The 25,137-nt window shown below is 67.6% G+C and carries 17 protein-coding genes; 13 read left to right on the top strand and 4 right to left on the bottom strand.

Annotated elements, in window-relative coordinates:
- Positions 1-38: 38 nt before the first annotated feature.
- The 13 genes from glf to ACZ5QD_RS15955 all read left to right on the top strand — a co-directional run bounded on the left by glf (position 39) and on the right by ACZ5QD_RS15955 (position 21,658).
- The gene (gene glf, locus ACZ5QD_RS15895; protein WP_464366929.1) at positions 39-1,241 is read left to right on the top strand and encodes a UDP-galactopyranose mutase; all 1,203 of its coding nucleotides are present in this window, start codon (positions 39-41) and stop codon (positions 1,239-1,241) included.
- Positions 1,238-3,139, top strand: a complete 1,902-nt coding sequence (locus ACZ5QD_RS15900) for a glycosyltransferase (protein ID WP_222111341.1) — start codon at positions 1,238-1,240, stop codon at positions 3,137-3,139. Before glf ends, ACZ5QD_RS15900 begins: the two co-directional genes overlap by 4 nt.
- Positions 3,120-3,713: a phosphatase PAP2 family protein gene (locus tag ACZ5QD_RS15905; protein ID WP_006897131.1), complete on the top strand. Its 594-nt coding sequence runs from the start codon at positions 3,120-3,122 to the stop codon at positions 3,711-3,713. Before ACZ5QD_RS15900 ends, ACZ5QD_RS15905 begins: the two co-directional genes overlap by 20 nt.
- Positions 3,714-3,723: 10 nt before the next feature.
- The gene (locus tag ACZ5QD_RS15910) at positions 3,724-4,641 is read left to right on the top strand and encodes a decaprenyl-phosphate phosphoribosyltransferase (RefSeq protein WP_006897130.1); all 918 of its coding nucleotides are present in this window, start codon (positions 3,724-3,726) and stop codon (positions 4,639-4,641) included.
- A complete protein-coding gene (locus tag ACZ5QD_RS15915; protein ID WP_045538150.1) occupies positions 4,628-6,730 on the top strand; it encodes a hypothetical protein in 2,103 nt (700 codons plus the stop codon). Before ACZ5QD_RS15910 ends, ACZ5QD_RS15915 begins: the two co-directional genes overlap by 14 nt.
- A 346-nt stretch (positions 6,731-7,076) precedes the next feature.
- Entirely contained in the window at positions 7,077-8,075 is a 999-nt protein-coding gene (locus ACZ5QD_RS15920; protein ID WP_006897128.1) for an alpha/beta hydrolase, read from the top strand.
- A 283-nt stretch (positions 8,076-8,358) separates the two neighbouring features.
- Entirely contained in the window at positions 8,359-9,831 is a 1,473-nt protein-coding gene (locus ACZ5QD_RS15925; RefSeq protein ID WP_464366930.1) for an alpha/beta hydrolase-fold protein, read from the top strand.
- Positions 9,832-9,937: 106 nt separating this feature from the next.
- On the top strand, positions 9,938-10,486 hold the full coding sequence (locus ACZ5QD_RS15930; RefSeq protein WP_039867708.1) for a DUF732 domain-containing protein: 549 nt from the start codon (positions 9,938-9,940) through the stop codon (positions 10,484-10,486).
- Positions 10,480-11,463: a cutinase family protein gene (locus ACZ5QD_RS15935; RefSeq protein ID WP_045539322.1), complete on the top strand. Its 984-nt coding sequence runs from the start codon at positions 10,480-10,482 to the stop codon at positions 11,461-11,463. The genes ACZ5QD_RS15930 and ACZ5QD_RS15935 overlap by 7 nt, the downstream gene beginning before the upstream one ends.
- A gap of 143 nt (positions 11,464-11,606) precedes the next feature.
- Positions 11,607-12,617 carry an LLM class F420-dependent oxidoreductase gene (locus tag ACZ5QD_RS15940; RefSeq protein WP_006897124.1) on the top strand — a complete coding sequence of 337 codons (1,011 nt, stop codon included), beginning with the start codon at positions 11,607-11,609 and terminating at the stop codon, positions 12,615-12,617.
- Positions 12,618-12,731: 114 nt separating this feature from the next.
- A complete protein-coding gene (gene fadD32 / locus ACZ5QD_RS15945; RefSeq protein WP_006897123.1) occupies positions 12,732-14,630 on the top strand; it encodes a long-chain-fatty-acid--AMP ligase FadD32 in 1,899 nt (632 codons plus the stop codon).
- 90 nt (positions 14,631-14,720) lie between these two features.
- Positions 14,721-20,090, top strand: coding sequence for a polyketide synthase Pks13 (gene pks13 / locus ACZ5QD_RS15950; RefSeq protein ID WP_006897122.1), 5,370 nt, complete (start codon positions 14,721-14,723; stop codon positions 20,088-20,090).
- Between the two features lie 17 nt (positions 20,091-20,107).
- The gene (locus tag ACZ5QD_RS15955) at positions 20,108-21,658 is read left to right on the top strand and encodes an acyl-CoA carboxylase subunit beta (protein WP_006897121.1); all 1,551 of its coding nucleotides are present in this window, start codon (positions 20,108-20,110) and stop codon (positions 21,656-21,658) included.
- A 41-nt stretch (positions 21,659-21,699) separates the two neighbouring features.
- Here ACZ5QD_RS15955 and ACZ5QD_RS15960 read toward each other — a convergent pair whose 3' ends face one another.
- From ACZ5QD_RS15960 to ACZ5QD_RS15975, 4 genes are all read right to left on the bottom strand, one after another.
- A complete protein-coding gene (locus tag ACZ5QD_RS15960) occupies positions 21,700-23,172 on the bottom strand; it encodes an HNH endonuclease signature motif containing protein (protein ID WP_346077391.1) in 1,473 nt (490 codons plus the stop codon).
- Between the two features lie 165 nt (positions 23,173-23,337).
- Positions 23,338-23,940, bottom strand: a complete 603-nt coding sequence (locus tag ACZ5QD_RS15965) for a PIN domain-containing protein (protein ID WP_006897119.1) — start codon at positions 23,938-23,940, stop codon at positions 23,338-23,340.
- Positions 23,941-24,014: 74 nt separating this feature from the next.
- Positions 24,015-24,425: a helix-turn-helix domain-containing protein gene (locus tag ACZ5QD_RS15970; RefSeq protein ID WP_006897118.1), complete on the bottom strand. Its 411-nt coding sequence runs from the start codon at positions 24,423-24,425 to the stop codon at positions 24,015-24,017.
- 106 nt (positions 24,426-24,531) lie between these two features.
- The gene (locus ACZ5QD_RS15975; RefSeq protein ID WP_006897117.1) at positions 24,532-24,999 is read right to left on the bottom strand and encodes a DUF2231 domain-containing protein; all 468 of its coding nucleotides are present in this window, start codon (positions 24,997-24,999) and stop codon (positions 24,532-24,534) included.
- Between the last annotated feature and the right edge of the window lie 138 nt (positions 25,000-25,137).

A 25,137-nucleotide genomic window follows, 5' to 3' on the forward strand; every position in this document is an offset into this window, starting at 1 on the left:
CGGGAATACTCAGGATCGGTCCGATAGGCTGAACAGTCGTGACGAACAACAGCACCTACGACTTGATCGTGGTCGGCTCGGGTTTCTACGGCTTGACCGTCGCCGAACGCGCAGCGACGCAACTGGGGAAGCGAGTGCTCGTCGTCGAACGGCGTGACCACATCGGTGGCAATGCGTACTCGGAGGCGGAGCCGGAGACCGGCATCGAGGTCCACAAGTACGGCGCGCACCTGTTCCACACGTCCAACGAGCGTGTGTGGGAGTACGTCAACCAGTTCACCGACTTCACCGGCTACCAGCATCGAGTCTTCGCGATGCACAACGGCCAGGCCTACCAGTTCCCGATGGGCTTGGGCCTGGTGTCCCAGTTCTTCGGCCGCTACTTCACCCCCGACGAGGCGCGTGCGCTGATCGCCGAACAGGCGTCCGAGGTCGACACCGATGCGGCGGCGAACTTCGAGGAGAAGGCGATCAGCCTGATCGGCCGTCCCCTCTACGAGGCATTCATCAAGCACTACACCGCCAAGCAGTGGGAGACCGATCCGAAGAACCTCCCGGCGGGCAACATCACCCGTCTGCCGGTCCGTTACAACTTCGACAACCGCTACTTCAACGACACCTACGAGGGTCTGCCGGTGGACGGCTACACCGCGTGGCTGGAGAACATGGCGGCCGATGAGCGCATCGAGGTGCGGTTGTCGACCGACTGGTTCGACGTCCGCGACGAGCTGCGCGCCGCGAGTCCCGACGCACCCGTCGTCTACACCGGCCCGCTGGACCGATACTTCGACTACTCGGCGGGCCGGCTCGGCTGGCGCACGCTCGATTTCGAGCTCGAGGTGGTGCCGACCGGCGATTTCCAGGGCACCCCGGTGATGAACTACAACGACGCCGACGTGCCGTTCACGCGGATCCACGAGTTCCGCCACTTCCACCCGGAGCGGAAGAGCTATCCGACCGACAAGACCGTCATCATGCGGGAGTACGGCCGCTTCGCCAAGGACGACGACGAGCCCTATTACCCGATCAACACCCCGGACGATCGCGCCATGGTGAACGCCTACCGCGAATTGGCGAAAGCCGAGGCGGCCTCGTCCAAGGTGCTCTTCGGCGGTCGCCTCGGCACCTACCAGTACCTGGACATGCACATGGCCATCGCCAGCGCGCTGACCATGTTCGACAACACGCTGGCGCCGCACCTGCGCGACGGTGCGCCGCTGGCCGAGGGAGCGGCCCGATGACTCAGGCACAGCAATCCGGAGCGGTCAGCCTGCTTCAGCGCGTGATCTTCCCGCGTCCGGGTGAACCGCTGGACGTTCGGTCGCTGTACCTCGTGGAGTCGCCGAGCAACGCCTCGCGCGCCCACGCGCCCGACCGCACCAGCGTGCGGCTCGGCGCCGATTCGGAGATCAGCTTCGCGACCTACTTCAACGCCTTCGCCGCCTCGTACTGGCGCCGCTGGAGCGTCCTGGACTCGGTGGTCCTGCGCGTCGAGGTGCGCGGCACTGCGCGCGTGGACCTCTACCGATCCAAGATCGACGGCTCCCGTATCGCGATCGGCGGCGATCTGGTTCCGCTCGGGGACGACGGGACCGGCGTGTTCGAGTTCCAGACCGACCTCGGCCCGTTCGAGGACGGCGGCTGGATCTGGTTCGACATCACCACCGACACGGACACCGAGATCCTCTCGGCCGGGTGGTATGCACCGATCGAGCCCGCACAGGCCGGCACCGACCGCGTCACCGTGGGCATTCCGACCTTCAACCGCCCGGCCGACGCGGTCGCGGCATTGAGCGCGCTGACCTCGGACCCGATGGTCGACGCCGTGATCGACGCCGTCCTGATGCCCGACCAGGGCACCCGCAAGGTGGTCGACGAGGACGGCTATTCGGCCGCCGCCGAGCGCCTCGGTGATCGTTTGCACATCTTCGACCAGGGAAATCTCGGTGGGTCGGGCGGCTACGCGCGCATCATGTACGAGGCGCTGCGGCTCACCGACAGCCCGTACATCCTGTACATGGACGACGACATCATGATCGAGCCGGACTCGATCCTGCGTGCGCTCGCGATGTCGCGCTTCGCCAAGTCGCCGATGCTGGTCGGCGGTCAGATGCTGAACCTGCAGGATCGCAGCCATCTGCACTGCATGGGGGAGGTGATCGACCGCAACCGGTTCATGTGGACCGCCGCTCCGTTCGTCGAGTACGACCACAATTTCGCCGAGTATCCGCTCAGCGATCGCGAGAACTCCAAGAACCTGCACCGGCGCATCGACGTCGAGGGCAACGGCTGGTGGATGTGCATGATCCCCCGCGAGGTCGCGGAGACCGTCGGCCTGCCGATGCCCCTGTTCATCAAGTGGGACGACTGGGAGTTCGCGCTCCGTGCCGAGCGGGCGGGCTATCCGACCGCGACCATCCCGGGCATCGCCATCTGGCATATGGCGTGGAGCGACAAGGACGACGCCATCGACTGGCAGGCGTACTTCCATCTGCGCAACCGCCTGGTGGTCGCGTCGATCTACACCGACGGCTCCATCGACGGCATCCTCAAGTCGATGGCCAAGGCCACCGCCAAGCACCTCCTGTGCCTGGAGTACTCCACGGTCGCCATCCAGAACGAGGCGATCCGCGACTTCCTCGCCGGGCCGGAGCACATCCGGTCGCTGCTGCCCACCGCCCTGGGCAAGGTGGCGCAGATCCGCAAGGGCTACCCCGACGCGGTGGTGCTTCCCTCGGCCACCGACCTGCCGACCGCCACCGGGGAGGCCACGGCGCTGGGCGCAGACGTCCCCACCGGCCCGGTCGCGAAGGTGAAGGCACTCGCCGCGGCGGTCGTGAACAACGTGCGCCCGGCCGATCCCCGGCATCACAGCGTCCCGCAGGCCAACTATCCGCCCATCGAGGCGCGCTGGTTCTCGCTCGGCCGGGTCGACGGCGTCACCGTCACCACCGCCGACGGTCGCGGGGTGGTCTACCGCCAGCGTGATCGCGACAAGATGCTGTCGTTGGCAAGGGAGTCGGCGGCTCTCGTCAAGCGTTTGCGCGATGAGTTCGACGCGAAGCGGGACGAGTACCGCGCCGCACATGACGATCTGGTGAGCAAGGAGAGCTGGGCCCGTGTCTTCGGAATCGATTGATCAGATCGCCGCGCCGGAACCCGCGACCGGCGAGGCGGCGATGCTGGTGGCCGTTCAGTCGGCGATCGCCGACCGGCCCGGCGTGCTCTCCGGCGCACGCGGACTCTCGCATTTCGGAGAGCACTCGCTGGGCTGGCTGGCGCTCGCCGGGGCCGGCGCCTACGCCGCGCACCGACGTGGCGACGAGGTCGCGCGCCGCCGCTACCTGGAAGCCGGTGCCGGCGCATTCGTGGCGCATGCCGCGTCCGTGGTGATCAAGCGCGTGGTGCGCCGCAGGCGCCCGAGCCACCCCGACATCCGCGTCGGCGTCGGGACCCCCAGCAGGCTGAGTTTCCCGTCCAGTCACGCCACGTCCACCACCGCTGCGGCGATTCTGCTGGGGCGGGCGGCGGGCAGTCCCGTCGCGCAGGTGCTGGTGCCTGCCGCGGTGGTTCCGCCGATGCTGCTTTCGCGTCTGGTTCTGGGTGTCCATTACCCTTCCGATGTGGCCGCCGGCGCTCTTGTCGGTGCAGTGACCGCGGGAGCGGTGATCGCCGCCGATGCACAATCCCGCAACCGAGACTCGAGCAAGTGAGGAAGCACCGATGAGCGAGGAGCCGATCGAGCACGGCGTCCCCGGTCCGCCGAAGAATCTGGCGACGGGTCTGATCAAGGCACTCCGCCCGCGCCAGTGGGTGAAGAACGTCCTGGTCTTGGCGGCGCCGCTGGCGGCCGGAACCGAGGTCCTCAAGGATTCGGACCGGATGCTGAACGTCGGCATCGCGTTCATCTCGTTCTGCCTGGTCGCGTCGTCGATCTACCTCATCAACGACGCTCTCGACGTGGAAGCCGACCGCAACCACCCCACCAAGCGCTTCCGGCCCATCGCGGCGGGAGTGGTGCCGCGCAACCTCGCCTTCGTGCTCGCAGTGGTGCTGGCCGCCGGATCGATCGGCATCGCGTTCATCGCCAACTGGCAGACGGCCGTGACGATCGCGGTGTACCTGGGCGTGCAACTCGGTTACTGCTTCGGGCTCAAGCACCAGGCCGTCGTCGACATCTGCATCGTGTCGTCGGGCTTCCTGCTGCGCGCCATCGCCGGTGGCGTGGCCGCCGAGATCGACCTGTCCAAGTGGTTCCTGCTGGTGATGGCCTTCGGTTCGCTGTTCATGGCCGCGGGCAAGCGCTACGCCGAGTTGCAGCTGGCCGAGCGCACCGGGGCCAAGATCCGCAAGTCGCTCGAGTACTACACCACTACGTACCTGCGGTTCGTGTGGACGCTCTCGGCCACCGCCGTCGTCCTCTGCTACGGACTGTGGGCCTTCGACGGCATCCACTCGCAGAACGTCTATTACGCCATCTCGATGGTGCCGTTCACCGTCGCGATCCTCCGCTACGCCGTCGACGTCGACGGCGGCCAGGCCGGCGAGCCGGAGGACATCGCGCTCGGCGATCGGGTGCTGCAGTTCCTTGCGGTGGCGTGGGTCGTGCTGGTGGGTGTTGCGGTCTATGTCCCGCTCTGATGAGTCCCGGTCCGATGATCCGACGACGGTGATCCCGGTCGTCTCCGACGACCCCGACGACCCCGATGGCCCGGAGGCCCTCGACGAGCCCCGCGACGGCGGACGGCCCGCGAACCGCGGCGACCGGCGCAGGCTGATCGCACCGATCGCCAGCTTCTCGATCGGAGCCCTCGCCGTCACCGTGCTGTTCGCGATCGGTGCGTGGCAGCGTCGCTGGATCGCCGACGACGGCCTCATCGTCCTGCGCACCGTGCGCAACCTCCTCGCGGGCAACGGACCGGTCTTCAACGCCGGTGAACGGGTGGAGGCCAACACCTCCACCGCGTGGACCTACCTGATCTGGTTCTGGAGCTGGGTGACCGGCGCCGAGCACACCGAGTACGTCGCACTCTGGGTGGCGCTGGTGCTGTCGGTGGCCGCGCTGCCGCTCGCCATGTACGGCACGGCGCGCCTGTACGGTCGCCGGGTGCTCGGGCCGGGGCTCACACTGCTGCTGCCGTTGGGCGCGATCGTGTACATCGTGATTCCGCCCGCGCGCGACTTCGCCACGTCCGGCCTCGAGAACGGTCTGGTGATCTTCTGGATCGCCGCGCTGTGGTGCCAGTTCCTCGCCTGGGGCCGGCGTGACCCGGACGACGGGAGCCGGCGGTCGCGGATCGCCTTCCTGCTCCTGGCTTTCACCGCGGGCATGGCGCCGCTGATCCGTCCGGAGATCACGGTCTTCGGCGGACTGGTCCTGCTGGTGCTGTTCGTCTCGCGGATCGGCTGGCGCATGCGTGTGGCGATGGTGGTGGTCGCGGGAGCCGTCCCGATCGGCTATCAGATCTTCCGCATGGGCTACTACGCCGTCCTGGTGCCGAATCCGGCGATCGCGAAGGATGCGAGCGGTTCCAAGTGGAAGCAGGGCTTCGCCTACCTGGACAACCTGTTCACCCCGTACACCCTGTTGCTGCCGGTGATCGTCGCGATCGTGGCGGGCGTACTGCTCGCCGTCGGCGCGTACCTGGCTCGCCGCGAGGCTCCTCGGGCGGCGTCTGCCGTCTCGGCGGCCCCCGCCGACGATGCCGATGCGCCGGAGATCCTCGGGGCGCCGCCGGTCCCGCCGATGCAGCGGCTCCGTCGCACGTGGTCGTCGGCCGTCGACCACGTGCAGTCCCAGAACGCCGTCGTCGTCACGACGCTGGTGGCCGGGCTGATCCTCGGCCTGTACTGGATTCGGCAGGGCGGGGACTTCATGCACGGCCGCGTCCTGCTGGCGCCGCTGTTCATTCTGCTGCTGCCGGTGATGGTGATCCCGGTGACGATTCCCGCCTCGCTCTCCAGCGCGCGGTCGCGGTACCAGCTCGGCGCCGGGCTGCTGCTGCTCGGCGGCGTCGTCACCACCGTGTGGTGGGGGGTGGCGGTCAATCAGACCGTGCTGCCCAACGCCGGTATGGACATCGGCCGCGACGGCATCGTCGACGAGCGTCGCTTCTATGTGACGAACATGGGCAACGAGAACCCGATCACCGCAGAGGACTACCTCGAGTATCCGCGGATGCGCGCGATGGTCGAGAAGATCCGGCAGACCGAGGCCGCCGGAGGCGGGGTGATCCTCCCGTCGGCGAACTTCGACGAGTGGTACGTGGCTCCGCTGCCCGAGCACTTGAAGCCCGGGATCCCCAGACAGACCACGGTGTACTTCCTCAACCTCGGCATGACGAGCATGAACGCTCCGCTCGACGTCCGGGTGGTGGACCAGATGGGCCTGGCGTATCCGTTGGCGGCGCACACGCCGCGGCTGACCGACGGGCGCATCGGGCACGACAAGCATCTGCCGACCGAGTGGGTGGTCGCCGAGAGCGGAAGCGTCTCGGGTTTCCCGGCGTTCATCGACCGGGACGAGGTGAAGATGGCCCGCGTGGCACTGACCTGCCCGATGACCGAAGCGCGATTCGCCTCGTACAAGGGCACCTGGACATTCGCCCGATTCCGGCACAATCTGCGGCAGGCCGCAGAGTTCAATTCCTACCGGATCGCCCGCGAACCGAAATACGAGATCGAGCGGTGCGGCTTGGCGATGCCCAAGGGGCTGACCTCGGATAACTGAGAGCCGCCTCAGGTGAAGCTGAGACGGACATGTGTCAGATAGCTCTCACCGATTGGCGGGCCAGATATCGAAACGGTAACGTCCTTGCTCGGTTGCACGATAGAAACGGCGTGGCCGCAACGAGGGTGAAGGCCCGCGGAGCGGCTGTGCACAAGTCGACTGACCAGGCGATGTGATTGCGATCACAGGGTTTGGTGAGGGTGGGAGAGTCGAATAGGCTCGCTCTATCCAGTTGCAGATGTGACTTTTGTGACGTCAACGACGGTGCCCACGCGTGCCGAAGAGGTTCACAGGTGGTCTCAGGACCGCCGGTGAGTGCAAAGCAGAGTTAGGGAGAATGCAGTCAATGCGCGTAGCTAAGAGCAAACCGCAGGCCGGCCATCGCCGGTTCACCGCGGTCCTCGTCGCAGTGCTCACTGCCATGGGGCTGATGGGTACCGCCATCGGAGCGGGTCAGGCGAGCGCCGCGTCGTACGCGGGGTTCTGGATCGACGCCTGTGGCATGCCGACCAACGGCGCCTTCGGCAACAAGTCGATGGCCCCCGGTCAGGTGAAGGTGCAGGCCTGGCGCAAGCCCGGCAACACCCGCACGGTGATCCTGCTGGACGGAATGCGTGCGCGCTACGACCGCAGCGGCTGGGACATCGAGACCAACGCCCGCGCGATGGCCGATCGCGGCGTCAACGTCGTCATGCCGGTGGGCGGTCCCGCCAGCTTCTACACCGACTGGGATGCGCCGTCGAACTTCAACGGCCAGCGCAAGGCGTACAAGTGGGGCTGCGTGCTCGACAAGCGCCTCGTCCCGGCTCTGCGCAGCAAGGGCTTCGCGAGCAAGGGCGGCAAGTACGCCATCATGGGTCTGTCGATGGGCGGCGGTGCCGCGCTGACGCACGCCGCGCAGCGTCGTGACCTCTACTACGCGGCCGGCTCGCTGTCGGGCTACCTGACGCTGTCGGCGCCGGGCATGCGCACCGCGCTCCGTCTGGCCATGCTGGACGTGGAGCCGCAGCCGTGGAACGTCGACGCGATGTGGGGTCCGCCGTGGAGCCCGCGTTGGACGCAGAACGATCCGTTCATGCTCATCAACCGCATGCACGGCCTCAAGATCTTCGTCGGCTCGGGTAACGGTCTGTTCGGCCGCTACAACTACCCGCAGAACACCTTCGACGACCTGTTCAAGGGCACGCCGCTCGAGCTCCTGGCGTTCGCGCAGGCCAAGGCCTTCGAGGCTGCGGCCTTCGTCCAGGGAGTCCCGGTGATGTCGTACTCCGCCAACGGCACCCACGCCTGGGGCTACTGGAGCGACATGCTGTGGAACGCCAAGGCCCGGGGATTCTTCAACTGATCCCACTGGCCGCGCGCTAGAGCACATCTCGCCTGAGCCGCGACATCGCATCCGCGATGTCGCGGCTCAGTCCGTTGTCGGGCCGACTGTGGCCGGGCGGGGGCCGGGCGGGGCTGGTTCGGTCGCGTCATTCCGGGACGTCTTAGACACTTCAGTCACATAATTCACACGAGTCACAGCGTGGCGCGCACCGAACTGAGGATTTCCCGTGTAAAAACACGGGAGACGCCCGGTGTCGCGTGGGCGCGAGAAGGCACGGCCGGGGACTTGTGAGGAGTACGCAGTGAAGATCTGGACCAAGACGACGACCGCGAGACGAGGCGCGGCGAGTCTCGCCGTGGCCGTATCGATGGTCGCCGCCGGTGCGGGGCCCGCGTTCGCCGATCCGGCGCCCCAGCCGCCGCAGCAGGCGCCCGCCAAGCCGGCTCCCAAGCCCGCGCCCAAGCCGGGCGCCGACAAGCCCGCCCCCGCCAAGCCGGGCGCGAAGCCGGACGCCAAGCCCGGCGACAAGCCGGGAGCCAAGCCCGCTCCGGCCAAGCCGGCACCGCCGGCCGTGGTCACCAAGACGTACTGGTACAGCTCGCACCGCGTGGCGCTGTGGGTGCACTCGCCCGCGATGAACACCGACATCCAGGTTCAGATCCTCCTGGCCCGCGACTGGTTCTCGAACCCGGGCGCCAAGTTCCCTCAGCTGACCATGCTGGACGGACTGCGGGCGCAGGACGACCAGAGCGGTTGGCTCATCAACACCAACGCCGAGCAGTTCTATCAGGACAAGAACGTCAACGTGATCATGCCGGTCGGCGGAGAGTCGAGCTTCTACACCGACTGGAAGGAACCCGACCGCGGTAAGAACTACCAGTGGGAGACCTTCCTGATCCACGAGCTGCCGCCGATCCTCGAGGGACAGTGGCGATCCACCGACGTGCGCGGCATCGAAGGTCTGTCGATGGGCGGTTCGGCGGCGATGATGCTCGCTGCCCGCAACCCCGGCTTCTACCGGTTCGCGGCGTCCTTCTCGGGCATTCTCCAGCTGTCGTCGTACGGAATGCCGCAGGCCGTCCAGTTCGCCCTGCGCGACGGCGGCGGCTACGACTCGATGAAGATGTTCGGACCGCCGAGCGACCCGGCTTGGAAGGAGCACGACCCGTACGTGCTCGCATCCAAGCTGCGGGGCACCAGCCTGTACATCTCGTCGGGCAACGGCGTGGTGGGCCCCCACGACAAGCCCTCCGACATCCCGCTGTTGGCGACCAACTACTCCGGCGTGGGCCTGGAGGTCCTCTCTCGGGTCACCAGCCAGCAGTTCGCCTCCCGCCTCAACAAGCTGGGCATCCCGGGGCAGGCCGTCTACCGGCCGTCGGGTACGCACACCTGGCCCTACTGGGAGTTCGAAATGGCACAGGCGTGGCCGCAGGCCGCGAGCGCGCTGGGACTCAGCGGCGACAAGGTGGCGTGCCAGGTGGGCGACGCCTTCAAGAAGGCGCCGCAGGTCAAGGATCTCGGCGGCTGCCTCACCCCGCAGTACCCGGTGCCCGGTGGCAGTGCCCAGGACTTCCGCAACGGACGCATCTTCACCGGACCGAAGGGGCCGAAGGTGGTCGGCGGCGCGATCGGCGGCGCGTACGTGCCCGCCGCGGACCGGTTGGGACTGCCGACCAGCGACGAGCAGACCGGCCGCGACGGCGTCAAGTTCAACACCTTCGAACGCGGCAAGATCACCTGGACTCCGCAGGGCGGTGCCCGGGTCGAGTGACCCGCACCACCACTGCCTGAGTTTCGTCTGAGGAATTGCCATGTCTTCGCAGGTGAACCCCTTTGCGCGGCGGGTCGGGCCGCTCGACGGCGGTAGGCTTGCCGTCATGACTGCCAAGTACCTCCGGCTCGCCGTCGCGGCGGGAGCGCTCGCCGTCGCGGTCGGCGCGCTCACCGCGTGCAGCGATTCGTCGACCGCGAGCGCCCCCATCGGCACCGCGCCAGTCACCACCACCACGATGCCCGGATCGGATTCGAGCAAGGCGTCCGCATCGGCTGAGGCGTCCAAGCAGGCCGAGAGCGGGGCGTCGAAGGCCGCCGTGTCGCCGCCCGAGACCAAGCCGAACTCGTCCACCACGCCGCCGGGCAACTTCCCGGGCGGATCGCCGCCGCCGAGCGGCATCAAGCTGAGCGACAAGGACAAGGCGTATCTGACGGATCTGAAGAAGCAGAACGTCTCGTTCATGGGCGACGACGACAACAACGTGGCGCTGACCATGGGTCACTACGTGTGCGACGCGAAGTCGCAGAAGGCCGATCCCATGCTGGTGAAGGCGTACGTGCGTGCCGCGATCGGCCCGATGACCAAGAGTGACGCCGAGGCGAACACGAAGTCCGACAAGGTGATCACCGCGGCAGAGAAGAACCTGTGCTGAAGCGCCGCCGAATCGGGCGGCTGCTGCTGATCGTGCTCGTCCTCGCGATCGTCGCTGCGCTGCTGATCGGATTCCTGATCTATCAGTGGCTCAAGCCGCCGCCCCCTCCGCCGGGGCCCGGGCAGCCGGGCACCACCACCACGGCGCCGTCGAACCGTCCGCAGGCGCAACCGGCCGACTGTCCCGACGTGTTGACCCTGGTGATCCCGGGAACATGGGAGTCGAAGGCGGGCGACGATCCGTACCATCCCACCGCGAACCCGAAGTCGCTGATGCTGAAGGTCTCCTCGCCGCTGGAGGAGAAGTTCGATCGGTCGCGGACCGAGGTGTACACCGTGCCGTACAAGGCGCAGTTCCGAAATCCGACCAACCTGGCGGACCGTCAGGCGAGCTACGACGATTCGCGTGCTCAGGGCACCCGGCGTGCAGAGGAGAAGCTCCGCAAGACGCATGCGCACTGCCCGCTGACGCGGTACGTGCTGATGGGCTTCTCCCAGGGCGCGGTCATCACCGGCGATGTCGCGAGCGATATCGCCAACGGCCGCGGTCCCATCCCGGCGGCCGACCAGGACCTGGTCCTGGGCGTGGGGATGATCGCCGACGGCCGTCGTCAGCCGGGCGGTCAGCACGACGTGGCGCCGAGCCCGGCCGGTGTCGGCGCCGAGATCGCACTCGGCGGTTTCGGCAGCATGGTTCCCGGAACGACGCTGTCCGGCGCTCGCAGCGGCGGTTTCGGCGACCTCTCCGATCGCGTCTACTCGATCTGTGCGCCCGGCGACCTCATCTGCGATTCGCCGACCGTCAACGATCCGCTGAGTGCGATCGGCAAGCTGGCGAACGCGGCGGGCAACCCGGTGCACGCCCTGTACGCGACCACCCGGTACTGGAAGTCGAACAGCGGACAGAGCGCCACGCAGTGGATGACCGCGTGGGCCTCGAAGCTGATCTCCGGTGCGCCGCATCCCGAGCACACCTGAACCGGAGACCGGCTCCCCGAGACCCGCGCCGCCCGACAGGGGCGGTATCAGTGCCGGTCAGCTTGGGCGATGCGACTGCCTGCGATAGCCTTCTCGGGTTGGGGCCCGCGCAGCGGGCCGCAGACCTATGAGGAGAACGCTTCGTGACGACTGCCAAAGACTCGTCGACGCACACCGCCGACGGACTTCGGAAGTTCCGCTTCGGCGCGGGCGGCGAGGGCAACAAGGACGAGGGCGGCGCCCGGAAATTCGTGAAGCTCGCCCAGACCGCTGAAGAGTACGGGTACGACACCTTCGCGATACCGGATCACATGGGCAACCAGGTGGGGCCGCTCGCGGCCCTCGGTGCGCTCTCGCAGGCCACCAGCACCATCCGTCTCGCGACGTCCGTGCTGGCCAACGGTTTCCGGCATCCGGCCGTGCTGGCCAAGGAGGCCACCACCATCGACGTCCTGTCGAAGGGCCGGCTGGAGCTGGGCATCGGCTCGGGCTGGATGAAAGAGGAGTTCGACAAGGCGGGCATCGAATTCGGCACGCCCGGCGAGCGGATCCGCAGGCTCGACGAGTCGTTGACGATCCTGGACAAGCTGATGCGAGGCGAGACCGTCGACTTCGACGGCGAGTTCTACCAGATCAAGGGCCTCGAGGGGTCGCCTCGACCGCGCCAGGGGCCGCGACCGCCGATCGCGGTCGGCGGCGGAGGTCCCAAGATGCTCGCGCTCGCCGCCAAGCACGCCGACATCATCTCGGTGGCGACCGGCACCACCCGCGAGGGCAAGCTCCGGCTGTCGGACATGACGATCGAGAAGACCATCGAGCGCGTCGACCGGATCCGCGAGGCCGCCGGCGACCGGTTCGATCAGATCGAACTGAACTGGACCATCGCCACCATCGTCGTCACCGACGATCGCGTGGCCACCGCGGAGATGGCGCTCAAGGCTCTGGAGCAGGGGTATCCGCCGAACATCGCGCGCGATGTGGAGCTGACCGTCGACGACATCCTCTCGTCGCCGTACCTGGCCTTCGGCTCCTTCGAGGAGATCGCCGAGCAGATCCGTGAAGTCCGCCGCCGGACCACGATGAGCTACGTGGGAGTATTCCCGACGCAGATGGACGCGTTCGCGCCTGTCATCCCGCTTCTGCGGGGAGAGTAAACTGACCGAGGTTTTCGTACGTTCGGGGGGCTGGGCACCGTGGTGCCACGGGGGGACGCGTGCGGATCAATTGACCCAAGGCCGTGCAAGAGTGCGGGTAACAGGAGTTAACGGATGCTGAATACCGAGTTCGAGCAGTTCCTCGACGAGACCGGCAACCTCCATTTCGAGGACGACGTGACGCTGGTCGACTATGTCGAGCGCAACGTTCGGGAACAGGCCGACACCCTGGCCTACCGCTTCCTCGATTTCAGCCGGGAGCGGGACGGTGAGCGCATCGACCTCACCTGGGCGCAGTTCGGCAAGCGTCTGCGCGCCGTCGCCGCGCGGCTGCAGCAGGTGACGCAGCCGGGTGACCGGGTCGCGATCCTCGCGCCGCAGTCGCTGGAGTACGTGATCGGCTTCTTCGCCTCGCTGTACGCGAGCAACATCGCCGTGCCGTTGTTCAGTCCCGACGAGCCCGGCCACACCGACCGGCTGATCGGTGTCCTCGAGGACTGCAAGCCCTCGGCGATCCTCACCTCGACGAAATCGGCCGAGGCGGTGCGCGACTTCTTCGCCGACCGTCCGGCCAAGGAGCGCCCCCGCGTGATCGCGGTGGACGCGGTTCCCGACTCGGTGGGCGCCTCCTGGGTGCCGCCGGTGGCCGACCGGAACAGCCTCGACTCGGTCGCCTACCTGCAGTACACCTCCGGCTCGACCCGCGTGCCCGCCGGCGTGGAGATCACCTACCGGGCGGTGGCAGCGAACTGTCTGCAGATCTACGACACCATCGAGATCGACCGCAACGCCCGCGGCGTCACCTGGTTGCCGCTGTTCCACGACATGGGTCTGCTCACCGTGATCCTGCCCGCGCTGGGCGGCCGCTACGTCACGATCATGAGCCCGATGGCTTTCGTGCGCCGCCCGGGCCGCTGGATCCGCGAGCTGGCGGCGGTCGACGACCACGCCCCGACCTACGCCGCGGCCCCCAACTTCGCCTACGAGCACGCGGCGCTGCGCGGTCTGCCCCACGAGGGCGAGACGCTCGACCTGTCGAACGTGATCGGCCTGATCAACGGTTCCGAACCGGTCACCGTCAGTTCGATGCGCAAGTTCAACGAGGCCTTCGCGCCGTACGGGCTCTCGCCCAAGGCGATCAAACCCTGCTACGGCATGGCCGAGGCCACGCTGTTCGTCTCCGCCACCCAGCGCGACAACGAGGCGCTCGTCCGGTACGTCGACCGCGAGAAGCTCAATCAGGGCGAATTCGTGCCGGTCGACCCGGAGGCCGAGGGCGCCGTGGCGCAGGTCTCGTGCGGTCAGGTGGCGCTGAGCCAGTGGGCCGCCATCGTCGACCCGGAGACGGGCGAGGAGCAGGCCGACGGGCGGGTCGGTGAGATCTGGCTGAACGGACTGAACATCGGCGAGGGCTACTGGAACAAGGACGAGGAGACCGTCGAGACCTTCCACAACCGGCTGGCCAAGCGGCTCGAGAGCGGCAGCCACGCCGAGGGCGCACCCGACAACGACCGCTGGATGCGGACCGGCGACTTCGGCGTCTGGTACGAGGGCGACCTGTACATCACCGGGCGAGTCAAGGACCTGGTGATCGTCGACGGCCGCAACCACTACCCGCAGGATCTCGAAGCGAGCGCCCAGGAGGCGAGCGTCGCGATCCGTCCGGGCTTCGTCGCCGCATTCGCGGTGCCGGCCAACCAGTTGCCCGACGAGGTCTTCGAGGGCGGTTTCAGCGGACTCACCCGCGATCCCGACGACTCGTCCGAGCAGTTGGTGATCGTCGCCGAGCGTCCCGGACGCAAAGCCGACCCGCAGGAAGTGGCCGACGCCGTACGCGCGACCATCGCCGGCAGGCACGGCGTGATGGCCCGCGACGTGCTGCTGGTCCCGAACGGTTCCATTCCGCGTACGTCCAGCGGCAAGATCGCACGCCGCGCCACCAAGGCCGCGTACATCGACGGAACCCTGCGCGGCGGGTACCAGCAGACCGCGTTCCCCGACGCCGACGCATGAGACGGCGACCGGCCCGGTATGTCACGCCGTGACATACCGGGCCTTTTGCTGAGTAACGAAATGATTAACGCCACCGGTAGGCTGAATACGATGTCTGAAACTGAGAACACCGCGCCGTCTGACAGCACTGCGCCCTCCGACACCACTGGGCCCACCGAGCGCACCGGGCCCTCCGAGAGCACTGAGTCCCCGGCAGGCCGCGCCGTCTCGAACGGCGAGACCGTCGGCGACCTGACCGTCGACGAACTGCGCGACTGGCTCCGCAACTGGGTGTCGCGGGCCACGGGTGTGGCCGTCGAGCAGATCTCCGACGACCGCCCGATGGAGGAGTTCGGACTGGCCTCGCGGGACGCCGTCGCGCTCGCGGCCGACGTCGAGGACTTCACCGGGGTCATCCTCACCGCGACCGCCGCGTACAACCACCCGACGATCGCGTCGCTGGCCAAGCGGATCATCGAAGGCGATCCCGACGAGGGACTCGACGTCGAGGCCGACCGGTTCTGGGAGCGTGAGCGATCGGCCGACGACGATATCGCCATCGTCGGCCTGGCCACCCGGTTCCCCAAGGCGGGCACCACCCCGGAGTCGACGTGGGAGGCGCTGATCAGCGGCGTCGACGGCATCACCGATCTGCCGGACGACCGGTGGCTCGAGTTCAAGGCCGACCCGCGACTGGCCGAGGCCATCGAGAAGGGCAACGTCCGCGGCGGCTACCTGGACGACGTGACGGGCTTCGACGCCGACTTCTTCCAGATGAGCCCGCGCGAGGTGGAGAACGTCGACCCGCAGCAGCGGCTCGCACTGGAGCTGACGTGGGAGGCGCTGGAGCACGCGCACATCCCGCCGAGTGACCTGCGCGGTGGCCAGGTGGGCGTCTTCATGGGCACCTCGACCAACGACTACCAGTTGCTGGCGACCCTCGGGCTCGGCGAAGGCGCATCGGAGACGGCCGCGTACGCGCTGACCGGTACGGCGACGTCGATCATCGCGAACCGAGTGTCGTACTTCTTCGACTTCCACGGCCCGTCGCTCGCCATCGACACGGCGTGCTCGTCGTCGCTGGTCGCCGTTCACGAGGGCGTGCGCAGCCTGCGGAACGGTGATTCGGATGTCGTCATCGCCGGCGGCGTCAACATGCTCATCACCCCGGCCGCGACGCTCGGCTTCGACCAGATCGGCGCACAGGCGCCGGACGGTCGGATCAAGGCCTTCTCCTCGGACGCCAACGGCATGATCCGCGCCGAGGGCGGCGGCGTCTTCGTCCTCAAGCGGATGGCCGACGCCCGCCGCGACGGCGACACCGTTCTCGCGGTGATCGCCGGTTCCGCGGTCAACTCCGACGGACGCTCGAACGGCATCTTCGCGCCGAATCCCGAAGCCCAGGTGGAGGTGCTGCGATCGGCGTACGCCGACGCCGCCATCGACCCGCGCACCGTCGACTACGTCGAGGCGCACGGCACCGGAACCGTGCTCGGCGACCCGATCGAGGCCGATGCGCTCGGCCGCGTGGTCGGTCGCGGCCGCAGCGGCGACGCGCCGATGCTGCTCGGCTCGGCCAAGACCAACTTCGGTCACATGGAGTCGGCGGCGGGCGCCGGTGCGCTCGCCAAGGTGGTGCTCTCGCTTCAGAACGACAAACTCCCCGCTTCGCTGAACTACGCAGGACCCAACCCGTACATCCAGTTCGAGGCCACCAACCTCCGGGTGATCACCGAACCGACCGAGTGGCCGCGGTACTCCGGGCACGCCGTCTCCGGTGTCTCCGGATTCGGTTTCGGCGGAACCAACGCGCACGTCGTGGTCCGCGAGGTGCTGCCGTCCGACTTCGAAGACCGCGCGGCCTCGCCCGCCGACGCCGACGCCGCCGCCGGGGTCCCGGTGCCCGACGATCTCGACGACGACGACTTCCTCACCGAGGCCGAGCGGGCGGTGCTCGCGGCTCAGGCCAAGCGTGAGCCGGTCGCCGCGGAAGCACCCGAGGCCGATCCGGCGGAGGGCTTCGCGCCGGCCGCCGTCCCCGGCGCTGTAGTGCCCCTGGTGATCTCCGGTTTTCTGGCCTCGCGCCGGCGCAAGGCCGCCGCGGAGCTGGTCGAGTGGCTGGAGTCGGACGAGGGCAGGCAGACGCCGCTGGCGGAGATCGGCCGTGCCCTGGCTCACCGCAACCACGGCCGCACGCGCTCGGTGGTGATGGCTCGTACGTACGAGGACGCGGTCAAGGGCATGCGCGCGGTCGCCGAAGGCAAGTCGCTGCCCTTCGTCTACACCTGCGACTCTCCCGACGCCGCGTCCGCGGTGTGGTTGCTCTCCGGTTTCGGCTCGCAGCATCGCAAGATGGCCAAGCAGCTGTACACCGAGAACCCGGTGTTCGCGAAGTACGCCGACCGCGTCGACGCCTACATCCAGCGGGAGCTGGGGTATTCGATGGTCGAGATCTTCCTCGACGATGCGCGGACGTACGAGATCGAGACCGCGCAGATCGGCATCTACACGATCCAGGTGGCGCTGGCCGACACGATGCGCCACTACGGCGCCGAGCCCGGCGTCCTTGTTCCGCACTCGATGGGCGAGGCGTCGGCCGCCTACATCAGCGGCGGACTGTCGCTGGAGGACGCCACGCGGGTGATCTGCCAGCGTTCGCGCTTGATGGGCGAGGGCGAGGCGATGCTGACCGGCGACGCGGTGCGCTTCATGGCGTTGGTCGAGTACAGCGCGGAAGACATCAACGACGTCCTCGTGGACTACCCGGACCTCGAGATCTGCGTCTACGCGGCTCCCACGCACACGGTGATCGGCGGTCCGGGACCACAGGTGGACGCGATCGTGGCGCGTGCCGAGGCCGAGGGCAAGCTGGGCCGCAAGCTGCAGACCAAGGGCGCGAGCCACACCTCGCAGATGGACCCGCTGCTCGGTGAACTCTCCTACGAGATCACCGGCATCGAGCCGCAGCCGTTGAAGTACGGCGTCTACAGCTCGGTGGACCGCGAGACCTTCTACCGTCCGGGCACCCCCGACGTGTTCACGATCGACTACTACCTCAAGGGCCTGCGCCACAGTGTGTGGTTCGCCCAGGCGATCGCGAAGTCGGTGGAGGCCGGGCACCGCACGTTCGTCGAACTCTCGCCGAATCCCGCCGTCCTGATCTCGGTGGCTGCCACCACGTTCGGCGCCGGGGTGCACGACGCGGAGCTGATCGAGACGCTGCGCCGCAAGGAGGACGAGAGCTACGGGCTCGTCAACGCGCTGATGAAGCTGTACGTCCACGGGCATCCGGTGGATGTGGCGGCGCTGTTCGGCACCGGACCGGATCAGCGGTTCGCGAACATTCCGCGAACGCGGTTCGAGCGCAAGCCGTATTGGATCGATGCAGTGATCTCCGGTGGCTCGGGTGCCGGTTCGGTGCCGGGCGCGCACGTCGCGCTGCCCGACGGCAGGCACGCCTGGGAGGTCAACGCCGCGGCGGTCACCGATCCGCGGGAGCTGGTGCTCGCCGCGGCGAAGCAGGTGCTCGGTTCCGGCGCCGCGGTGGCGGCAGTCGAGTCGCTCGGTGATTTCCCGACCGACGGCACGGTCACGACCACGCTCACCGGCCACCCGGGTGGCGCGGCGATCAGTGTGCACGCCGGTCCGCAGGGCGGATTCGCGCTGCTCTACCAGGCCGCGGTGACCGGCGGCACGGTGCGCGAGCCGGTGCCGTCCGCGACCGGCGCGGACGCGCAGACGCCTGCCGAGGCCGCGAAGGCCTCCGGCTTCGTCGACGAGAAGGTGGTCGTCGAGGACGAGGTCGTCGACGTGATCGGCGACCGGTGGAGCCCGGACTCCGGAGAGAGCGTGGGCGACCGCCTCGCGGTCATCGTCGGCGAGTCGATGGGCTACGACCCCGAGGACCTGCCGCGGGAGATCCCCCTCATCGAACTGGGCCTCGACTCCCTGATGGCGGTTCGCATCAAGAACCGCGTCGAGTACGAGTTCGAGATCCCGCAGCTGCAGCTGCAGGCGATGCGACAGGCTGATCTGTCGGACGTCGAGAAGTTCGTCGCCTTCGCGGTCACCCACCGCGATCAGCTCGACGACCTGGAGAAGGCCACCGGCGGCGGAGAACTCGACACCGCCGCGCTGAACGCCTACATCGATGCGGAACTGGCCAAGGATGCTTTGAAGGGACAGGCGCCCGATGCGCCGGAGCCTGCAAAGCAGGTCGAGCCCGTTGAGCCGACGACGAGCGCGAGCGAGGAGTCGAGTCGGAGCCAGGTGAGCGAAGCGCCCAAGATGGCCGAGACCGCCACCGACACCCCGCCCGCACAGGCTCCCACCATCACCGACCAGGCGTCGGTGGCGGAGGCTTCGGGCACCGATGTGCCGCCGCGCGATGCTGCCGAACGCCTGACCTACGGTGCGTACGCGGTGGTGACCGGCAAGTCGGCCGGTGGCGTCTTCAACAAGCTGCCGGTGCTCGACGACGAGACCGCGGAGAAGCTCACCGAGCGGCTGAACGAGCGCACCGGAGGCGAGATCGACGTCGAGGACGTCCTCGATTCGGAGACGATCGAGGAGCTCTCGAACTACGTTCGTCAGCACATGGAGGCGTCTGCCGACATCGACGGCTTCGTGCGGTTCCTGCGTGTCCCGAAGAATTCCGACGGCACGCCGAAGCACACGTTCGACACCGCCGCGGGCGACCCGACGCCGATGCTGGTGTTCCACCCCGCGGGCGGCAACACCTCGGCCTACGAGGCACTGCTCAAGCGGCTGCCGGACGACCAGCCGGTGATCGGCTTCGACCGAGTCGAGGGCACCATCGAAGAGCGGGTACGTCAGTACATGCCGCGCCTGCGCGAGGTGCAGCCGCACGGTCCGTACGTGCTGGTGGGCTGGTCTCTGGGCGGGGCGCTGGCCTATGGCGCTGCACAGCTGCTCCGCGAGGAGGGCGAGGAGATCGCCTTCGTCGGACTGATCGATGTGGTGCGCCCGACCCGGGACGTGCCCGACACCCCGGAGAACAAGCGAGCGCGGCTGGAGCGTTGGAAGGCGTTCGCGATCAAGACTTACGGGCTCGACGAGGACGTGCCGATCCCGATGGACCGGCTCGTCGCCGCCGACGACAACGAGCAGTTCGCGATCATCACCGAGATGATGTCGATGTCGGGGACCAAGATTCCGGGCGGGATCATCGAGCATCAGCGGACGTCGTTCCTCGACAACCGTGCGCTCACCGAGATCGATCCCACGCCGTACGACGGCAAGGTGGTGCTCTACCGCGCGGACAAGATGCACGACGGAGCCATCGAACTCGAGCCGCAGTGGGCCGAGATCGATGAGGACGGGCGCTGGGGCGAGGTGGTGGACGATCTGGAGATCATTCACATCGGCGGCGACCACCTGGCCATCGTGGATGAGCCCTACGTCGCGAAGGTCGCAGCCGACCTGGCCCGCCGCATGGCAGATATCAGTACCGAGAAGTGACGGAAAGGGCACACGTAGTGACTGACACGACTGCTGCCAAGCTCGCCGATCTGCGCGAGAAGCTCGAACTGGCGAAGGAACCCGGGGGCGAGAAGGCGATCGCCAAGCGCGCCAAGAAGGGCATCCTGTCGCCGCGCGCACGGCTGGAGTTGCTGTTCGACCCGGGGACCTTCGTGGAGGTCGGTGCGCTCGCCAAGATGCCGGGAGCCGGGGAGACCGGTTACGGCGACGGCGTGGTGACCGGTCACGGGCTGGTCCACGGACGGCCGGTGGCCGCCTTCAGTCACGACCAGACCGTGATGGGCGGCACCGTCGGTGAGATGTTCGGCCGCAAGGTGTCAGCGCTGATGGAATGGGCGGGCAAGCTCGGCTGCCCGATGGTCGGTATCAACGACTCGGCCGGCGCCCGCATTCAGGACGCCGTCACATCGCTGGCCTGGTACGCCGAGATGGGACGCCGCAACGACCTGCTGTCGGGTCTGGCGCCGCAGGTCTCGGTGATCCTCGGCAAATGCGCGGGCGGCGCGGTGTACACGCCTGCCAACACCGACATCCTGGTGGCGGTCGAGGACAAGAGCTACATGTTCGTCACCGGGCCCGACGTCATCAAGCAGACCACGGGTGAGGAGATCTCGGCCGAAGACCTCGGCAGCGCCCACAACCAGGCGCGGTGGGGCAACATCCACCACATCGCACCGGATGAGGCGGCGGCATTCGAGTGGGTCCGCGAGTACCTGCAGTACATGCCGTCGAGCGCACACGAGGAGCCGCCGATCATCAACCCGGGTCTGGAGCCGGAGATCACCGAGTCGGACCTCAGCCTCAACACGTTCATGCCCGACAACGACAATGCCGGCTACGACATGCGGGACATCATCATCCGCCTGTTCGACGACGGCGCCTTCCACGAGGTCGGGGAGCTGTTCGCCCCGAACATCCTCACCGGCTACGCGCGAGTGGACGGTCGGAGCGTCGGCGTGGTCGCCAATCAGCCGAGCGTCATGGCGGGAACCCTCGACACCGACTCGGCGGAGAAGGCGACGCGCTTCGTCCGGATCTGCAATGCCTACAACATCCCGCTGATCTTCCTCGTCGACACCCCCGGCATCCTGCCGGGCCTGGTGGAGGAGCAGAAAGGGACCATCCGGCGGTCGGGCAAGTTCCTCTACGCCTACGTGGAGGCCGACGTTCCGAAGATCACCGTGGTCTTGCGCAAGGCCTACGGCGGCGCGTATGCGGTGATGGGCTCCAAGCAACTGGGCGCCGACATCAACTTCGCTTGGCCGACGGCCAAGATCGCCGTCATGGGTGCGGAGTCGGCAGCGGCCGTGCTGACCCGCAAGCAGACCGAGGGTCTGTCGGCCAACGACGCCGACAAGGTCCGGCAGGACTTCATCGCCTTCTACAACGCGATGATGGCGACCCCGTACCTCGCCGCGGAGAAGGGGTACGTCGACGCGGTCATCGAACCCGCGCAGACTCGACTCCAACTCCGCAAGGCGCTGGCACAGCTGCGCGACAAGCAGGTGCTGCGGAACCCGCGCAAGCACTACTTGATGCCGATCTAGCGATCGGTATCCTTCCGGCCGCGGCCGGTCTCTGCTCGTGGTCAGGCGGCCAGGAGGGTGTCGAGGTAGTTCTCGATGCGAGATTCGCTGGGTTCGGGCGGCGGCTGGGGTTGGTGGTCCGGTAACAGTTCGGCGTGGTGGATCTGGTTGATCCGCCATCCGGGTGGTCTTGTCCCGCCGCGGCTGGTGTTGCCGCTGGGTCGCCAGGCGATGCGGCCGGCGTGGGGTCCGTCGATCAGGATGGTGGTCTGCCATTGCCCGGGGCGGGGGCCGACGGAGCGGTTGTGGCGTCCGCATGCGGCGCCGAGGTGGTCGATGTCGGTGGGTCCGCCGTCGGCCCAGTCCGGGAAATGATGGGCCTGCGTCCGGGAGAACGGGGCTGCGCAGCCGGGGGCGGTGCAGCCGCGGTCGCGGGCGAAGAGCATCAACCGCTGCGCCCGCGACGCCAGCCGGCGTCCCCGTCCGAGGTAGAGGGCTTGTCCGGTGTGGGCGGAGAAGACGGCCAGATGCGGGGTCGCGGCGGCGGCGACCTCGATCAACTCCGCCACCGGCACCCGAGTCCCGGTCGCGGTCAACGCCACCCCAGCCCGCTCGGCCAACTCGTGGTCGGTGACAGTGATGACCAGATCACCCGACCGCCGACCACCCCCAGCACCGCGGGAGGTGCGCAGCAGGGCTTGCAGACCGTCGTGGGTGCGCTGCCCCGGCGTGCGGGTATCACGCTCCACCGCGGCCGCCAGAGCGGCCGGGTCGGCCGATTCCACGGTCCCGGACGGGGAGTCCGGGTCGTCGGGGTTGTTCATCCCCGGCGCGGCCCACGACGGCAGTGCCGCCTCCATTTCCGCGCGCAACGCCGGGGTGAGGTAGCCGCGGACTTTGCTCATCAGCCGCAGATCCTGGGGCAGGATCGTGAAGCCGCGCAGGCGTTTGCGGTCGCGTTCGTCGGTGACGGTCCCGTCCGGATCCAGGTGCGCCAGCAGTCGGATGCCGGCGGTGCGGACACCGGCCGGACTCAACTCACGGGCGACCCACGCCAACTGCACCTCGGCCCGTGCCCGGGTCTGCGCGTCGATCGCGGTGGGGATCTTGTCCATGACGGCGTCGATCTCCCGGACGTGGTCGGCACCGATCGCACCCTCGCCCACCGCGACCGCGGTCGCCGGCAGTACCGGTTCGCGGGTCTGGCCTTGCAGGTCGGTGAATCGTCCGATGCCGGCGGCGCTGACGCGTCGGGATCGGGCGGCACCGTCACCGAGCCGCAACCCCTGCGCCAGGTACTGATGCACCGACAGGTATCCGGCTTTGCGGTAGGCGCCGCGGTCGGAGACCTCCACCAGCACCGCGGCGTCGACACCGTCGAGACGACGATGCGTGCGCTCGAGGGTCTCGACGGTTTCCAACAGGGCGTCTTCGGGGACCGCGGACAGCGGCAGGGACGCGAACTTGGTCGCCGCAGCTTCCAACAGGCGGGCGAGGGCGGCCGGATCGTCCGGCAGCACTTCTGACGTGACCATCGAACCCACCCCCTTTCGACCTGCACAGTGTCCGAGAACACTCCTGCTGTGTTTCTATGTTCGAATCTTACCGATCCCCTCTGACAACGAGCGCACTCATTGGCTGACGAGAGGGGACCAGGAGGGAATGAGAGACTCGCCTGCCCAGCGGGCAATCAGTGCGGGTCAGGTCGAGGACGACGCGCGGGATAGCGCTTCCGCGACAGCCGGGGCTTGCATCATCGCGCGGATCGCGGCGGCAAAGGTCGGGGCTTGAGCGGCCTCGAGGCGATCGGCGAGGTTGAACGGTCTGCCGAGACGGCAATGGTAGGTGATCTGGTCGAGTAGAGCCTCGCGGACGGTGGCGATTGCGTCCCGATGGACGAGCATCAGGAAGTCGTCGGGGGTATATACCTCGTATCCGAGACGTTCGTCGTTCGCCTCGGCGAACCGGTGGAATCCTCGATCGTTGGTGACGACGTATTGTATGCGGCCGTGCTCAGCCGCGGCGTGCAGATGCGCGTCGTACTCATCGGTGTACTCAAACGCCGAGTCGACCTCGTATCCCTCGATCCGACCGTGCACCGCGACTTTGATGATCCGTTGTCGGACGCCGCCGACCTGGTGATCGGAGTAATGCGGGTGATTCTTGCGCAGGTGGTAAACCAATTCGGCGAGCACATCCTCGGTCCAGCGCAGGTGGAACAGCGGCGGACCTGATCTCGCGGCGAGGAGACAAATCCAGTCCCGAAGTGTTCGCGAATAAAGCACGTTCGCATCCGGCAGCACGTTCGGCACTCCTGAAGTCACTCAAGTCACAATAGATCCCGTGCGGGACAGAGTCGCCGACAGGAGGTGCCGTGTCAGTAGTCTAGGTCCTCCGCCTGCTCGAACTCGCGTAGCTCCCACAACGCTGCCCGCTGTTGCTCACGCAGCCGGTCTCGGTAGGCGAGAACGTCGGACGTGTTCAGTCGAGTGTGGGTGCCGACCTTGTGCGCAACTATCTGTTCATCTCGAATCAGCTTCATCAATGTCGGTCGTGACATGCCGAGTAGGTCTGCCGCGGCGGTGGTCGTCAGCTCATCCGGCATCGATCCCACGGTTACCGTCCCGCCGGCGGCGACGATCCGGAGCACCTCAATAAGGACTCCAGCCAATTCTGCCGGCACCGCCGCACGCAGGGCCGCCAGATCGACTGCACTGGCTTGCGACACTTGGTCTGACGTCACGGTCACTGTGGTCTTTCCGACGCCCCGATCGATCACTGCACTCATCGCTACACACCTCCCAGTCGTTGTCTCGACACTAAACCAGTTGCACTTATAAGTGAAACTGGTTTTCTGCAATCCGACTCTGTCGGGCAGCTGAGCCGCCGCGAGACTAACCGCCCCACACCGCGCGGGCACCGCTGTCGCCGACGAGCACCACCATCACCAGCGAGGCGATCGCCGCTGCGACGACCGCGACTCGCACGACGGCGTCGACGACTCCGATAGTTTTGTCCGACAGCGGAATCCGTTCGGTGACGAATGGATACCGCAGCAGTTGGAGCAGGGCGATCAGCCCGAACAGCGGACCGACCGCGAGGATCAGCTCGTCGCCGAGCTGGGTGTGCTGCTCCAGCTGAGGAGTCGAGCCGACCTTCTTTTCCAATGCCTCACCAGCGGATGTGGTGATCGGCACGGCGATCAACGTGACGAGTGCGAGGATCGACGGGAAGACGCCGAGGGCGATCCGGGCCCTGGGCCATACGGCGATGGCGATCGCCACCAGTGCGGTGACTGGAACCGCGACCACGACGAAATGTACGAGAAGCGGGTGCGCGGGCAGCCCGTTGATGGTGTCCATGCGAGTGAATCTACGGTGTCGGCGGGAACCGGTCAGGACGCGCGGCCGGACTCTACGGAAGTTCACGGGTAACCCTCGGCTCACACTTCTCAGCCCTGCCAAACCTTGCTTGCCGGGACGCTGACCAGCTGCGACCAT

The organism is Gordonia sp. J1A, assembly GCF_055393515.1.

Coding starts and splice junctions, on each gene's coding strand:
- ACZ5QD_RS15975 (WP_006897117.1), bottom strand. CDS start 24,999: ATGGACACCATCAACGGGCTGCCCGCGCACCCGCTTCTCGTACATTTC.
- ACZ5QD_RS15915 (WP_045538150.1), top strand. CDS start 4,628: ATGTCCCGCTCTGATGAGTCCCGGTCCGATGATCCGACGACGGTGATC.
- fadD32 (WP_006897123.1), top strand. CDS start 12,732: ATGCTGAATACCGAGTTCGAGCAGTTCCTCGACGAGACCGGCAACCTC.
- ACZ5QD_RS15900 (WP_222111341.1), top strand. CDS start 1,238: ATGACTCAGGCACAGCAATCCGGAGCGGTCAGCCTGCTTCAGCGCGTG.
- ACZ5QD_RS15910 (WP_006897130.1), top strand. CDS start 3,724: ATGAGCGAGGAGCCGATCGAGCACGGCGTCCCCGGTCCGCCGAAGAAT.
- pks13 (WP_006897122.1), top strand. CDS start 14,721: ATGTCTGAAACTGAGAACACCGCGCCGTCTGACAGCACTGCGCCCTCC.
- ACZ5QD_RS15930 (WP_039867708.1), top strand. CDS start 9,938: ATGACTGCCAAGTACCTCCGGCTCGCCGTCGCGGCGGGAGCGCTCGCC.
- ACZ5QD_RS15970 (WP_006897118.1), bottom strand. CDS start 24,425: ATGAGTGCAGTGATCGATCGGGGCGTCGGAAAGACCACAGTGACCGTG.
- ACZ5QD_RS15920 (WP_006897128.1), top strand. CDS start 7,077: ATGCGCGTAGCTAAGAGCAAACCGCAGGCCGGCCATCGCCGGTTCACC.
- ACZ5QD_RS15960 (WP_346077391.1), bottom strand. CDS start 23,172: ATGGTCACGTCAGAAGTGCTGCCGGACGATCCGGCCGCCCTCGCCCGC.